This is a genomic window from Adlercreutzia caecimuris B7 (assembly GCF_000403355.2).
Classification (GTDB): Bacteria; Actinomycetota; Coriobacteriia; order Coriobacteriales; family Eggerthellaceae; genus Adlercreutzia; species Adlercreutzia caecimuris.
On sequence record NZ_KE159646.1, the window covers coordinates 213,022 to 226,323 of the forward strand.

Genomic DNA, 13,302 nt, shown 5'->3' on the forward strand with positions numbered 1-13,302 from the left:
TCGAGTTCTTTTACGGGCGCGACTGGAAGGGTTGGTCCATCGGTCGCTTCATAGAAGCGCTCTGTGACTACATCGAGTGGTACAACAAGGATCGGATAAAGCTATCATTGGGAGGAATGAGTCCGGCGCAATACAGACGCTCGCTCGGGCTTGCGGCATAGGACGTTTTGGGTTGGAAAAACGTCAGCATCCCCGTTTGGCATGTAGGAATTCGACACTTTGGCAGCGAACATGCCGACCATAACCTACGTCTATTCTTGTCTTGCTTCGGTGACGACAAGAAAGGCTGGAAAGGCATATGATCAGCATGTCCAAAGTACATTCTATTAGGCAAATGCGCATGAGGGGGCACAACGTCTCCGAGATCAGCAGAACACTAGATGTCTCCCGCGACACGGTATACAAATATCTCGAAGACCCCGATCTCTCGCCGCAGCCGCCCATCAGGTGCAAGTCGACGAGCGTCATGGATCAATACCGCCCGCTCATCGTCTCTTGGCTGGAAGAAGACGCCAAGAGCTGGCACAAGCAGCGCCACACGGCCAAGCGCATATGGGAGCGCCTGGTGGAGGAGGAGAACGCGAAGGTCTCCGACTCGACCGTCAGGCACTATGTGTGCAAGCTGAAGCGGGAGCTCGGCATCGGCAAGGAGCGCTTCTTGGACTTGGTTTGGGCGCCGGGCGAGGCGCAGGCGGACTTCGGGGAGGCCGATTTCTACGTGATGGGCGCAAGGCGCCGCCTGAGCTACTTCGTGCTCACTTTCCCGTTCTCCAACGTCGGGCTGGCCCAGGTGTTCCCCGGGGAGAACGCGGAGTGCGTGTGCCAGGCTCTCAAGGACATATTCGAGTTCATCGGCGGCGTGCCCGCCAGGATCGTGTTCGACAACGCGGCGGGCGTCGGCAGGCGCATCGGCGGCAGCGTCAGGACAACGGATCTCTTCGCCGCCTTCGCTGCCCATTACGGCTTCGCCTTCTCCTTCTGCAACCCCAATGCCGGGCACGAGAAGGGATCCGTTGAGAACAAGGTGGGATTCATCAGGCGCAACCTGTTCGTTCCCGTGCCGTCCTTCGACACGGGCAGGCGCTTCAACAAGAGCCTGCTCGACCGCTGCATGGCGCTGTCCGAGAAGGACCATTGGGCAAGGGGCGAGGAGGAGCGCGCCTTGTTCGTCGAGGACGAGGTGGCGCTCATAGGCCTTCCCGGGCAACCCTTCGACGTGGTTCGCTACGAGGTTCGCAAGACCGACAAGCTCGGCCGCGTGCGGCTGGAGTCGAACCACATCTACTCGGCGGCGCCGGAGCTGGCGCTGACGGAGGTCGTCTGCGCCCTGCGCGCACGCGAGGTGTCCATCGCCGACGCGAACGGGGCCCTCATCGTCACCCACCCGCGCGCCTACGGGAGCGCCCCCACCAGCACCGCAGATCCGGCAAACCAGCTGGCCCTGCTTGCCAGGAAGCCCGGCGCGTGGGGCAACAGCCAGGTCAGGGTCGCCCTTCCGGATGGGCTGCGCGCCTACATGGACGGCTTGGACAAGGACGCCAGGGCGGAGAGGATCAGGCTCATGCGCAACGTGTCGGCCGATAGGGGGTGGTCGGCCATGGTGTCGGCTGCCGAGAGGGCGCTGGCGCACACGGGGCGCGTGGACGAGGCCGGCATCACGGTGGCGGCCCTCAGGGGCGAGAGCGCGCCGGTAGATTACGACGAGCCGGTGGACCTCGGCGTGTACGACGCGGCGTTCGGGAAGGGGGTGGCGTGACCATGGCCCCGAAGACGAAAGGGAGCACGGAGGCGTTCAAGGCGCTGGCCCGCTCGATGTATTTCTCCAATGAGTCCTGCGAGTGGTTTATACAGGAGGCCTCGGCCGGCCAGATCCAGATCGCCTGCAGGCTCATCGAGGTGGAGCAGGAGGTGAGGGCCCGGCGCAAGAAGGAGAGGCTGTTCCGCAAAGCGGCCTTTCCGCAGATGAAGTCGTTCGACGGCTACGACTTCTCCCAAGTGGGGTTCCCGGAGGGGTACGGCGCCGAGGACCTGAAGTCGCTGGAATTCATAGAGCGCGCCCAAGACTTCGTGTTCCACGGCCAGACGGGGCGCGGCAAAACGCATTTGGCGATTGCCGTCGGGCGGGCCGCCGTGGACGCGGGCAAGTCGGTGAGGTTCTTCGCCACGGCGGGGTTGGTTCTGCAGCTGGCGAAAGCGAAGCGGGAGGGCTGTCTGGACAGGCACTTTGCGGACATAGACAAAAGCGACCTGGTGATCCTCGATGAGTTCGGGTACATGCCCATCGATCCAGAGGGAGCAAGGTTGCTGTTCCAAGTGATATCGAACTGCTACGAGAGGCGAAGCCTGATACTCACGACCAACATCGAGTTCAGCAAGTGGGGAATGATCCTCGGAGACGAGAAGCTGGCCGCCGCGGCCATCGACCGCATCGTGCACCACGGTCGCCTGGTGGAATTTGGAGGTGAGAGCAAGCGCATGGGCGACTCGCTAATGTTGGGACGACAATAAAGACAGGTCGGCATTCGCTGCCGAAGCGTCGACTCCGGTCAGGCCAAAGTGTCGATTATTCTATTGCCAAACACACGCTTGAATCATACCGAAGGCCGGAGCTGCGTCTTTTTGGGGATATAGGCACAAAAGTGTGTAAAGAGCTTTAATCGACTCCATGGGGACAAGGGGTCTCGTGATGGAACTCAGACCACACCAGGCCTTCACCTCATCTTGCGGGTTCGCCGGTATCGTCGCCTTTTGCTTTGGCTGCCCGCATCCTCCATTCGCGCACTTCGTCGTCATCGGGGAACGTCTTTAGCATGTCAGCAGAGCTCTTCGGGCATTTGGAGGCCATATAGCAAAACCGGAAGACCGCTTTGATCCGGTGGTCGATGCTCATGCCGCGGTGATTCACGAGCATCCGCCGTATCCGGCCGTTCAGGTTCTCGATCCTGTTCGACATGGAGGGAGCCGCACCGTCGCGCAGGAGCTCCTCGTCCAGATAGGTGAACAGCGTCCCGGCGTTGCAGAGCGCCACGAGGCTTTTCCTGGCCTTTCTCAGCCTCTCGTGCTTGTAATGCCGTCCGTCGTCGCTCCGTTCCCTCGGAAACGTCTCGTAGTCGGTGCGCCACTTGTAGAACGAGGCCAGCCACTCCGCCGATCTTTGAGGACAATCCACATGCATGAGACCCTTCGCCAAGGCGTAAAGATCGGCTTCGGCCTGGGTTTTTGGGCGCGTGGTGGTGCATTGCCTCACCCGACAGAAGGCATGGAGGGCGCATCTTTGCACCCTGGTGCGCGGCTAATGTGCGCGCCGCGCCTTCCCGATGCCGCCCCTCCGTCGCAGACAAGCACATCGGGCGAGGCGATCCGCCGCATGAGGCACCCCCAATCCCTGGAGTTCTCGCTTCTCGAGAGGTGGCATCCGATCACGTGGCCGTCGGTGCAGGCGATCAGGACGACGCACTTTCTCGAAAGCCAGATGCCGTCCATGTAGACGACGTGGTGAACCTCGTCGCATATGGGGATGATCGGCCACAGCTTCCAGAACCCCGAGGTCTTCTTGCGAAACGTCCTCGCCGCGACCTTCAGCTCCGCCTGCGATGCCTTTCCGAGAAGCCAGCGGATAAACGCGTCGGGCCATTTCGCGGAGGAGTCGATCCTGCGAACCGACGAGGCCCCGCAGCCGGAACAGCGCCATCGCTGCTCGCCCGCCGACGTGGTCCCGTTCTTCGCCATGGGGCTTCCGCAGACCGTACAGCTGGGCTTGGGCATGGCAACTCCGCTCCTAAGACAACTCTTTCTCTGAAAAAGGTTGCCTGAACGGGCATGTCAAGAGAAATCATTACACACATTCGTGCCTATAGAGGAGTTGATCGGAGACAACTCGAACCATCGATTTTTAAGGTTCTATCTGGGGAGAATCGGGGGAATCTTACGCACTTTTGTGCCTATACCCCTCTTTTTGTATCTAGGCTATGCTGCTGTAAAAGTGCGCAATAAATTGTACGTCACCTGAAGTAACGGAAGCGGTCGCCACTTGGTTGCGGCGGCTCGCTCTTAGAAGAATCGATCGATCTTATTCGGCTTGATTGCTATTCTGCATTTCCATAGCCGTCGGGGTTCTGCGACTGCCAGCGCCAGCTGTCCTCGCACATGCGGGCCAGATCGTACTCGGCGGTCCAGTTCAGCTCGTCACGGGCCTTGCTCGCGTCGGCGTAGAACTCGGCGATATCGCCCGCGCGGCGGGGGAGCACCTCGTAGGGGATCGCGTGGCCGCACGCCTTCTCGAACGCGTGGATCGCGTCGAGCACGGAGGAGCCCGTGCCCGTCCCCAGGTTGAAGATGCCCACGCCCCGGCGGCTGCCGTCCTCGGCCGGCTCGCCGGCGATGGAGCCTGTGCCGATGGGCTCGCCTGTGCCCACGCGGCCGGCCATCCAGTCGAGCGCCGCCGCGTGCCCGCGGGCCAGGTCGACCACGTGGATGTAGTCGCGCACGCCCGTGCCGTCGTGGGTGGGGTAGTCGTCGCCGAACACGCCGACGGCCGGCCGGCGCCCGACGGCCACCTGGGCCACGTAGGGGACGAGGTTGTTCGGGATGCCCTTGGGGTCCTCGCCGATGCGGCCGGACGGATGCGCCCCGATGGGGTTGAAGTAGCGCAACAATACGATGCTCCACTCGTTGTCACCCACGTACAGGTCGGTGAGCATCTGCTCGATCATGGCCTTGCTCGTGCCGTAGGGGTTGGTGGTGGCCCCGCGGGGCAGCGACTCGGTATAGGGGATGGGGGCGTCCTGGCCGTACACGGTGGCGCTCGACGAGAACACGGTGTTCTTGCAGCCGTGCTCGCGGGCCACCTCGCACAGCACGAGCGTGCCGGCGACGTTGTTCCAGTAGTACTCCAGAGGCTTGGCCACCGACTCGCCCACGGCCTTGAAGCCGGCGAAGTGGATGATGACGTCCACGGGGTGGGCGGCGAAGATGGCCTCCAGAGCGGCGCGGTCGAGGATGTTGGCCTCGTAGAAGGTGAGCGAGGGGCCGGAGGCGGTGTTGCGCAGCTCGGCGCCGACTGCGGTTGCAGCGGGGTTGGCAGCCTCTTGAGCGCTGGCGCCAGCTTGCGCGACTGCATCGGCGCCGGCTATCGCGATTGCCGCCTCAGCCGTTTCCGCGTCGCGCACGTCGGCGAACACGGGAGCGACGCCTGAGATCTCGCTGACGCGCCGCACGGCTTCGCGGCTGGAGTTGCTCAGGTCGTCCACGATGACCACCCGGTAGCCGCGTTCGAGCAGCTCAACGACGGTGTGGCTTCCGATGAATCCGGCACCTCCGGTCACGAGCACGCAGGTATCGGCGGGGTCTTTCGCAAGCGGGGCGTTTGCCATGGGGATCTTCTTTCTCGTAATCGGTTTCTGCCCATGGTATCAAGTTCCGTCTTAGGGAGAATTCACTAGACAAGAAAACTATTTGGGAAATGACTCGTCGAGAGGTGTGGCTCCAATACGAGAACGATGTCGATCGAGATTCCGCTATATGCCACTTGCGATTCTTCGCCAGCCCATGCGTCATGGATTAGATTTGAAAACATGCAGGCACAGGGTGCCATTGCTGCTTCTGGCGAGCGTCCTGAAGATGAAAGAGCAGGGAATCGCTATCCAATGTCGCGCAGGTGCTTATGGGCAGGAGGAGGCAGATTGCGGTTCTGCCGCCCTCTATCTTGAATAGGATTTCTCTTGTGCAACGATTGTGCAGGTACCCACATCGGCGATGTCGAATTCAAGACGCTGGCCTAAGATCGCAGGGCATGTCAAGACCTCATTCAACGCGTCATGACGAACGGGCTCGCGGCCCACTTGTTCGAGGAAGCAAGATAACTCGCGCTCCAAAATCTCCTCATGGCATCCGATTTACGCCCAAAGGGTGTTTCAGGTCGCTTCTTTCTCGGCTGCTCTTCGTTTAGCTCGATTAACTCGGCAATAGCTGCACGTGCTTTCCTCGGTTGAGGATGGTGCGTGCTATGCCATCCTCAAAATCTTGAGATCAGGATTTCTCGTCGAACAGCGACCGACCGCAAGTCGGTAACCGCTCAGCGTCGGTGCTGTCGAATGTTCTCTTGCAAACCTTTTTGCACGCGCATGTCGCGGAAGAGCTTCTAGAAGAGCTGCTGCGCTACGGCTCCAATGTAAGGTGCCGCCGCGATCGCCGCATCTGCGCCTTTGTCTGCTAAAAACGTCAGTACTTTTTGAATCCCTCTTTTTCTCATGCTCGCGTCTTTTTGCTTTGCCTGTTCGAGTTCGGCGAGCAATCCTTTAAGCTTGAGCTTGTCGTTGTCGCTTAATTCGTTCTCGGGGATTTCATCGATCCTTTCGTAGGTATTGCTAAGATCACCTACGATGATGCTTGTTGCCGCGGCTTGTGCCTCTTGACTTTGGCTTTGGGTTATATTGACGGGTGCAGACTGGAACTGCGCAAGCTTAAACTTGCGCAGTTCTTCGTCACGGAAGACGCGTAGCTTCTCCGTTCTCAGCTGCGCCTGCGATTTGTCGGCTGCGTCATCACTGGAGTAATAACCGCAGAGTCCGACTGCGTAGCTCTCGTATCTGTTGGCATAGATGTTGTCAATCTTGTCAAAGAGCTTCGCGAACTGGTCTTCGGTGTAGTCTTCGGCGATAGCATTTTGCAGTTGCCGAATTGAATCGGTGGTAGCCATTAGGCCATACTCGCTATAGAGTTCGGCGTCTCTGGCCTCCTGGAAGACTCGTAGTTTCCCGATGAGATTCTTTAGGTCTGTGGCAGTATGATAATTTGGCCCACAGCCAATTGCTCTTGTCCCTCTGTAATGGGACAGATTGGGAATGCTGCTATGGAACGCTACGACTATTTCTCTAGCAATCGAATTTATTGCTTGCGGATCGCCATTTTGTAGGGTTTCGTTGGCTCTGCTGATGTATTCGTCCACCATGCTCATTGGTTTGATCTCCCTGGAGTTTTCGTTTGCTCGGTATTCCGTGGTTGGGGATGGGTTAGGATGCGAGCCCTCTTTTTCTCTGAGAAGCTTAGTATATCGTTACTCCTTACGACAAAAGCGTTATTATCTAAAGATATGGCCTAGGTCGTGCATTTTCCTTGCGGTATCTCGGCCTTTAATTAGGAAAACTAATACTTTATCTTGTTCGCCCTTCATTGCTTGCGTGGCATCTCGTTGACAGCTCTTTTTCAAAAGATTTTTCCCGACTGTACTGATTGAATCCCTTCGGATGTTTCTTTGCATGCGATACTTATTTAGTTGGAAAGAGGTCTTTTGCGTATACGTCGGGTTAGATTCGCGGCATCGAAGAGCGTCCGGTATTTCTTTGCGGTCTTGCTGTCGGTAGTGTGCCGAACGTTGGTGTAATTGCCTAGAACCTGGCCCCTATTCTAACCCATCGCCTATGCCGCCCTCCTTCCGATCGGGTTGTCGGCAACCACTACTTCTATGATGCGCTTGGCGTGCTCCTCGGCAGTGCCGTCGTAGGACGGCGCCGGCAGCGGCGTATTCGATGACGATGTCGCCAGCGCTATCGACTCCTCCGTGAACCATCTCCTGGACGCCCAGTCCTCGTCCATCTCGGAGAACACGGCGCCCAGCATCCGTATCAGCGACCTCCTGGACGGGAAGACCTGCACCACTCGGCTGCGGCGCTTGATCTCGCGGTTGGCGCGCTCCTGCACGTTGTTGGTGCGCAGCCTGCGATGATGGGCGTACGGGAAGTCGAGGTAGGCCAGGGCGTCGGCCTCGGCGTCCTCCAGTAGATCTGCCGCCCTGGGGCAGATACCGGCCATCTCCCCGCAGGCCAGGTGGTACAGCTCGCGCACCAGCGCCGGGTCCCGCTCGTCGAAGACGGCGTGCAGGATGGCCAGCACCGCGGCCCTCTTCTGCCGCGTGGGCGCGCAGGAGGCGGCGTTGCGCATGAGGTGCACGACGCAGCGCTGCCACGCGGCTCCCGGGAACACCTCCTCGATGGCGCGGCGCAGGCCCTCGTGGGCGTCGGACGTGACGCAGAGGACGCCCCCGACCCCGCGCTCGCGCAAAGAGCGCAGGAAGGCGAGCCAGCCCGCGTGCGACTCGGTGTCGATGGCGTCGAGGCCGAGCAGCCGGCGGTAGCCGTCGGATCCCGCGCCGATGGCCGTGACGAGCGCGCACGACGACACATGTCCGCCGTCCCGGCACTTGACGTAGGTGGCGTCCACCCAAACATAGGGAAAGGCCACGTCGGACAGGTCGCGGCCCTGCAGGTCGGCCACGATTTCGTCCAGCGACTCGCAGATGCGGGATACCTGGGATGCGCTCATGCGGTCTATCCCCAGGGACGCGGCCACCCGCTCCACCTTCCTCGTGGACACGCCGTTGGTCACCATCTCGGACACCGCCGCGATCACCGCCCGGTCGACCCTCGAGTAGCGCACGAGCAGGTCCTCCGGGAAGTAGCTGCCGCGGCGCAGCTTGGGGATGCGAAGGTTTATGGCACCCACACTGGTGACGAGCGTGCGCTCGCGGTAGCCGTTTCTCTGGTTGCCGTCGGCGCAGGCGTCCTCGGCCTGCGCGTCCATGATCTCGTTGACGAGCGACTCGGCCATTATCCGAATCAGCTCCTGGATGTTGACCATGCCGTCGTCGAATCTGGGAATCTCGGCCATGGCGGCCGTGCCGTGCTCTAAACTGTCCATATGCGGCTGTCGCCTTTCTGCTGAATCCGTCAATCTAGTCAATTGAAGATTCTAGGCGATGGCCGTTCCTCATGCATCAGGAGAAACGACCGTTACACCAACATTGGGCACACGATCTTGCTGTCGTGGACGGCGCATCGAATCAGCTGAACATTCATCTCACCTTAGAAGATTTCTTTGCTCAGGTGCTAAACGCTGTGCCGGGGGTGAGATCGAGAAATGCAAACTATGTTAGCTTCAACGATTCGGGCTACGACTTGGTGGGTGATGGAAGCGGACTGCTCATTCAAGCAACGGCGAATGACTCGTCCGCACCCCTGTGCCGAACAATAAGATAACTCACGACTATTAGTTAGCGCTTTTGAGTTTAAGTATATGAGTCCGAATTGTTGTTGTGCTAACTCCGTACTTATCTGCCAGCTTTTTCAAACTTGCTCCTTCTTCGTGTTCTCGAAGAATCGCTACCTCGATTTCGCCAGTAATTATCTTCGGTTTCCCCCCTGGGCGCTTTTGGATTCCACATTTCGTCAAATGGCTAGCCACCGCAGTACTGCTTACCCCATATTCATCTGCTATGTCCGCTAACGTCAAGCCAGTCTCGTATTTGGCAATCCACTCATCAACCATCTCTGCATTTACTCTTCCCGACGAATTATGTTTCCCGCCAGAACGCAAAGTGCATCCTCTGTTGCGTAAATGCTGCGAAATTGTATTGCGATCAAAACCTGACTGGGCGGCTATGTCGCTTAAATTGCTTCCGCCTTCATACATTGCAATCCATGCTGTCACCATCTCTTCATTTACTGAATGAGTGGGCACAGACTCACGCCCCATCGATTTTAGGTTCCTGCAAACAGCCGAATATGAAACACCAAGCTTTTCTGCTATTTCCTTTGAAGGGTAACCAGCCTTATTAAGGGCGACCATTTGATCTAATACATCCTCGGGCGTTTTGTTGTATGCATTTTTTCTTGGCTTAACGCCCCTTCCAAGAAGTCGAGACCTTATCGTAGTAGCGCCAATCCCATAAGCTTTAGAAAGTTCTTCAAACGTCGCCCCCGCTTTATACCTCTTTGCCCATTCGTCAATGTCCTGCTCGGTTACGACAGGCCGTTTCTTTGATTTAATACTCACGCCCATTTTCTCTAAATGAGCCCTTACCTTTCCAAGGCTAACTCCATATTTATCGGCGATGGCTGATAGTGATCTGCCACTTTCATACAATTCTTTCCATTCGAGGTCATACTCTTTTGGCCTGTAATTCGACCTATCAAAAGAAATACCTGCTGACCCTAAATAGCAATAAATAACACCTTTATCAACTTGTTCCTGTCGTGCAATATCAGGAACATCCATTCCGCTCTCGTAAAGCTCAAGCCATTTGTTTCTCTCGTCTTGGGAATAGGCAGCATGGCGTATTTGAATGCCTAGAGACTTTAATCGGGAGGTTACGGTTGTTGAAGTGGTTCCATACCGGTCGGCAATCTCATTAGAAGAAATGCCCATTTGATACAGATTTATCCATTCCTCATATTCTGCCGCCTTATTGCGAGCTGCATAGTATCGTTTGCTTATATCGGCTGCGTCCCTAAGGAGATCAACGCTAACATCGCCTTTGTTTAGGACGTTCAAAAGCGAAACAACAGCAAACCCCAAACCGATATCATTGCCCTCTCTCTGCTGCGTGCAAAAAATGCGGTGACGGTCGGAGCTTTCGTTTCGTCCCTTCGAGTTTTCAATGATTCTTACTACATAAAACCCCGCCTCTGACATCCGCTTGGTCTTTGCCTCGTCCACGCGTCTTTGCTCTGGATTGTCATGCCAATGCTCGCCATCGTATTCAACGATAAGTCCTTCTGCGCCATCGTGATCGTCAAGAAGGTTTTGAATGCTCTCTCCTGTAACCATAATATCGGGATGAACCACTCCATCATCCAATGAAAGCGATACGTTGTTTTCTACGCTGCAATCAGGAAATGCCTTCTGAAGATAATGCACAAGCACCCATTCAGGATACGATGATGCAGTTGAGGTGGATATCCTATCTCGTATTTTCACCCCTCTTGCTACAAGGCGCTTCCTTATAGTTTCCGCTGACTTTATTCCGCATGACGAAGCTATGCTGGCTAATGGCTCCCCCAATTCATATCGCTTGACCCAATCGGCGATTTCTTTCTCGTCGAATTGGTAGCCCCGTTTCTTTCGGCGAATAGCAATGTCATTCTTCTTCAGTTGATTTCTAATTGACGTGTCGCTCAGCGAATAAGCATTGGCCAAATCGTTTACGCTCTCCCCTTTTAAATGACGCTCGACGATCTCTTTTGATATGGATTCGTCAATGGCGTTGGAAATCTCGATGCCGCGTTCATGTAGATACTTCGAAACAGTAGTACTGGTAAACCCGAATTTTTTCGCTATTTGGGGTGTACTTACTCCATCTCTGTATAATTCAACCCACTCATCGACCAGTTCGCTAGTAACTTTCTGATTAGCTTCGTACCCCTTCTGCATCTCAATGCCCATATTTCGCAAATGAACCGAAACAGTAGATGCGCCAATCCTGTGCATTTCTGCAATCTGGGAAACAGATAATCCGCGGTGGTACAGATCAGCCCATTGTTTCTCCACCTCTAAAGTAACCCGCGATCGACCACCTTTCTTTCGCATCTTGATCCCGCGCTTTTTGAGATGGGTGCGAACTGTTTCATTATTCACGCCAGACTTTTCCGCAATGGTCATGACTGACGTTCCTTGTTGAAATTCTCGTACCCACTCGTCGACAATTTCATGTGTCACCATGGTTTTGCGCATCGTGACGCCTAGCTGTTTAGTGCCAAGACGTTGTTTACATCCGGGTGGTGACAAATAGGGAGGCCTCCGCCAAGCTGTGAGTTGTCTAGATTCGCAGCGAAGGGGGCCTCCCATGCCATCGCATCCTAACGCAAAGCTGACCCCGAGGGGGCGGGAAACCCTCGTTTCCCGCATAGAATCCGGCGTCGGCGTGGCCGACGCCGCCCGCCAGATGGGCGTCAGCCGCCAGACCGCGTGCAAGTGGCTGCGCCGCAGCCGGCGCGGCGAGGGGCTGGCGGACCGCAGCAGCCGGCCGCGCAGGCTCGCCAGGCTCACGCCGCCCGACGCCGAGGAGCGCGTCGCCGAGGCCCGCGCGTCCATGCTGCTCGCGCCGCTCGCGCTGGCGGCGGCCACCGGCGTCCCCGCCCGCACCTGCGCCAGGATAGTGGCCCGCCGCGGGATGCCGCGCCTCGCCGACGTCGACCGTGTGACCGGCGAGGTCCGGCGCCGCGGCCCCGCGACGCCGGTGCGCTACGAGCGCGAGGCCCCCGGCGAGCTGCTGCACGTCGACGTCAAGAAGGTGGCCCGCGTCCCCGACGGCGGGGGCTGGCGGGCGCGCGGCCGCGCCGGCCGGCCGAGGCCGGGGGCGGGCACGGCGTGCCTGCACGTCGCCGTCGACGACTTCAGCCGCGTGGCCTACGCCGAGCTGCTGCCCGACGAGCGCAAGGGCACCTGCGCGGCCTTCATGGGCCGCTGCCTGGGCTTCTTCGGGGAGATGGGCGTCTCGGTCGAGCGCGTGATGACCGACAACGGGCCGGGCTACCGCAGCGGCGAGTTCAACGCGCTGCTCGAGGGGCGCGGGGTCCGCCACGTCTACACGAGGCCCTTCAGCCCCTGGCAGAACGGCAAGGTCGAGCGCATGAACCGCACGCTCGCCCAGGAGTGGCAGTACGGCAGGGCGTGGGAGAGCGAGGCGGGGAGGGCCGCCGCCCTCCCCGCCTTCATCGAGCATTATAATTGGGACAGGCCGCACAGCGCCTGCGGGGGCCTGCCGCCCATGTCGCGCATCGTCGGCGTAAACAACCTATTGGCACACAACACCTAGCTTATTGAGATGCTTTCGTATGGCTGTTTTGCCAAAGCCAGAAACCTCTGCAATATCACCTATAGACAGCCCTTCTTCATAAAGCCGTTTCCATTCTTCTTCAATTTGAGGAGTAGCTAAGCCAGCCATTTTTACCATCCATGCAAAAGTTTTATTGTTCAGAAGTCGCACTCTGCTGATCACTCTGCGCAGCAGGTTGGCCCATGACGCTACTTAAGGTTTTCCCAATGTTTAATTGCAACTCTAAAAGCTCACTCTGCTTCATGTTGTTATCGCTAATCCATTTTGGAACATACGGATGTTGAATAGTGTCCCAATCAATCTGATTTGAGTAACCAAGGCTTTTTGCCATTGCTTCGAGTAATTTGTCTTTTGCAGTCAAAATTTTGGAATAATCTGCCAGCTCAATTTGTCCGGATGAGTATTTGTCTAATAGATCCTTCCATCTAGACACAACGTCCTTGTCGTCATAAAAAACGACTTCAATCATATTGAGAGAATTAACGCATTCCCAATTCGTCCAATCAATGCCACGATAGGTCATAAGCGTACGGAAAATTTTGCTCCTATCCTCCCGTTTCTCTGCTCGCACCTGAAGCCGTTGGGTAACCCAAACAGCCACAATCGGGCTAACAATAATGGCGATAATGTTAACGACATTAAGCATGTCTCCTCCTATTTATCCAGCAATCAGCTATGTCTTGACCATAAGA

At 57.3% G+C, this 13,302-nt stretch carries 12 protein-coding genes and 1 pseudogene; 5 read left to right on the forward strand and 8 right to left on the reverse strand.

Features of this window, described 5'->3' with window-relative positions:
- Positions 1–2: 2 nt before the first annotated feature.
- The 3 genes and pseudogenes from C811_RS16150 to istB form a co-directional block, all read left to right on the forward strand.
- Positions 3–161 (forward strand): annotated as a pseudogene (locus C811_RS16150) (IS3 family transposase); the annotation flags it as partial.
- A gap of 146 nt (positions 162–307) precedes the next feature.
- Entirely contained in the window at positions 308–1,756 is a 1,449-nt protein-coding gene (gene istA / locus C811_RS05095) for an IS21 family transposase (RefSeq protein WP_084811567.1), read from the forward strand.
- Positions 1,757–1,758: 2 nt separating this feature from the next.
- Entirely contained in the window at positions 1,759–2,508 is a 750-nt protein-coding gene (gene istB, locus C811_RS05100; RefSeq protein ID WP_016308422.1) for an IS21-like element helper ATPase IstB, read from the forward strand.
- Positions 2,509–2,716: 208 nt separating this feature from the next.
- Here istB and C811_RS15630 read toward each other — a convergent pair whose 3' ends face one another.
- The 5 genes from C811_RS15630 to C811_RS05115 form a co-directional block, all read right to left on the reverse strand.
- Positions 2,717–3,169, reverse strand: a complete 453-nt coding sequence (locus C811_RS15630; RefSeq protein ID WP_156997041.1) for a hypothetical protein — start codon at positions 3,167–3,169, stop codon at positions 2,717–2,719.
- A 74-nt stretch (positions 3,170–3,243) separates the two neighbouring features.
- Positions 3,244–3,765: an IS1/IS1595 family N-terminal zinc-binding domain-containing protein gene (locus C811_RS16430; protein ID WP_016308424.1), complete on the reverse strand. Its 522-nt coding sequence runs from the start codon at positions 3,763–3,765 to the stop codon at positions 3,244–3,246.
- 320 nt (positions 3,766–4,085) lie between these two features.
- Positions 4,086–5,372 carry a UDP-glucose 4-epimerase GalE gene (galE, locus tag C811_RS05110; RefSeq protein ID WP_016308425.1) on the reverse strand — a complete coding sequence of 429 codons (1,287 nt, stop codon included), beginning with the start codon at positions 5,370–5,372 and terminating at the stop codon, positions 4,086–4,088.
- Positions 5,373–6,139: 767 nt separating this feature from the next.
- Positions 6,140–6,955: a hypothetical protein gene (locus tag C811_RS0102690; protein ID WP_022926372.1), complete on the reverse strand. Its 816-nt coding sequence runs from the start codon at positions 6,953–6,955 to the stop codon at positions 6,140–6,142.
- Between the two features lie 461 nt (positions 6,956–7,416).
- Positions 7,417–8,694 carry an IS256 family transposase gene (locus C811_RS05115; RefSeq protein ID WP_016308427.1) on the reverse strand — a complete coding sequence of 426 codons (1,278 nt, stop codon included), beginning with the start codon at positions 8,692–8,694 and terminating at the stop codon, positions 7,417–7,419.
- Between the two features lie 71 nt (positions 8,695–8,765).
- On the opposite strand from C811_RS05115, the gene C811_RS17240 reads away from it, so the two are divergent.
- Positions 8,766–9,032 (forward strand): SMEK domain-containing protein, encoded by a 267-nt coding sequence (locus C811_RS17240; RefSeq protein ID WP_156997043.1) that lies wholly within the window; start codon positions 8,766–8,768, stop codon positions 9,030–9,032.
- Between the two features lie 10 nt (positions 9,033–9,042).
- On the opposite strand, the gene C811_RS16155 is transcribed toward C811_RS17240, so the two are convergent.
- On the reverse strand, positions 9,043–11,433 hold the full coding sequence (locus C811_RS16155) for an HTH domain-containing protein (protein WP_016308428.1): 2,391 nt from the start codon (positions 11,431–11,433) through the stop codon (positions 9,043–9,045).
- Positions 11,434–11,617: 184 nt separating this feature from the next.
- On the opposite strand from C811_RS16155, the gene C811_RS05120 reads away from it, so the two are divergent.
- Positions 11,618–12,589, forward strand: coding sequence for an IS481 family transposase (locus tag C811_RS05120; RefSeq protein WP_016308429.1), 972 nt, complete (start codon positions 11,618–11,620; stop codon positions 12,587–12,589).
- Here C811_RS05120 and C811_RS16440 read toward each other — a convergent pair.
- Complete coding sequence (locus tag C811_RS16440; RefSeq protein WP_156997044.1) at positions 12,569–12,718, reverse strand: helix-turn-helix domain-containing protein; 150 nt, start codon at positions 12,716–12,718, stop codon at positions 12,569–12,571. The two genes, C811_RS05120 and C811_RS16440, sit on opposite strands and share 21 nt — an antisense overlap.
- A gap of 22 nt (positions 12,719–12,740) precedes the next feature.
- Positions 12,741–13,256: a DUF6680 family protein gene (locus tag C811_RS05125; RefSeq protein WP_016308430.1), complete on the reverse strand. Its 516-nt coding sequence runs from the start codon at positions 13,254–13,256 to the stop codon at positions 12,741–12,743.
- Positions 13,257–13,302 lie beyond the last annotated feature (46 nt).

What these genes read in the sequence shown, in the direction of transcription:
- istA (WP_084811567.1), top strand. Translation starts at nt 308, where the DNA reads ATGTCCAAAGTACATTCTATTAGGCAAATGCGCATGAGGGGGCACAAC.
- istB (WP_016308422.1), top strand. Translation starts at nt 1,759, where the DNA reads ATGGCCCCGAAGACGAAAGGGAGCACGGAGGCGTTCAAGGCGCTGGCC.
- C811_RS16430 (WP_016308424.1), bottom strand. Translation starts at nt 3,765, where the DNA reads ATGCCCAAGCCCAGCTGTACGGTCTGCGGAAGCCCCATGGCGAAGAAC.
- galE (WP_016308425.1), bottom strand. Translation starts at nt 5,372, where the DNA reads ATGGCAAACGCCCCGCTTGCGAAAGACCCCGCCGATACCTGCGTGCTC.
- C811_RS0102690 (WP_022926372.1), bottom strand. Translation starts at nt 6,955, where the DNA reads ATGAGCATGGTGGACGAATACATCAGCAGAGCCAACGAAACCCTACAA.
- C811_RS05115 (WP_016308427.1), bottom strand. Translation starts at nt 8,694, where the DNA reads ATGGACAGTTTAGAGCACGGCACGGCCGCCATGGCCGAGATTCCCAGA.
- C811_RS17240 (WP_156997043.1), top strand. Translation starts at nt 8,766, where the DNA reads ATGCATCAGGAGAAACGACCGTTACACCAACATTGGGCACACGATCTT.
- C811_RS16155 (WP_016308428.1), bottom strand. Translation starts at nt 11,433, where the DNA reads ATGACCATTGCGGAAAAGTCTGGCGTGAATAATGAAACAGTTCGCACC.
- C811_RS05120 (WP_016308429.1), top strand. Translation starts at nt 11,618, where the DNA reads ATGCCATCGCATCCTAACGCAAAGCTGACCCCGAGGGGGCGGGAAACC.
- C811_RS16440 (WP_156997044.1), bottom strand. Translation starts at nt 12,718, where the DNA reads ATGGCTGGCTTAGCTACTCCTCAAATTGAAGAAGAATGGAAACGGCTT.
- C811_RS05125 (WP_016308430.1), bottom strand. Translation starts at nt 13,256, where the DNA reads ATGCTTAATGTCGTTAACATTATCGCCATTATTGTTAGCCCGATTGTG.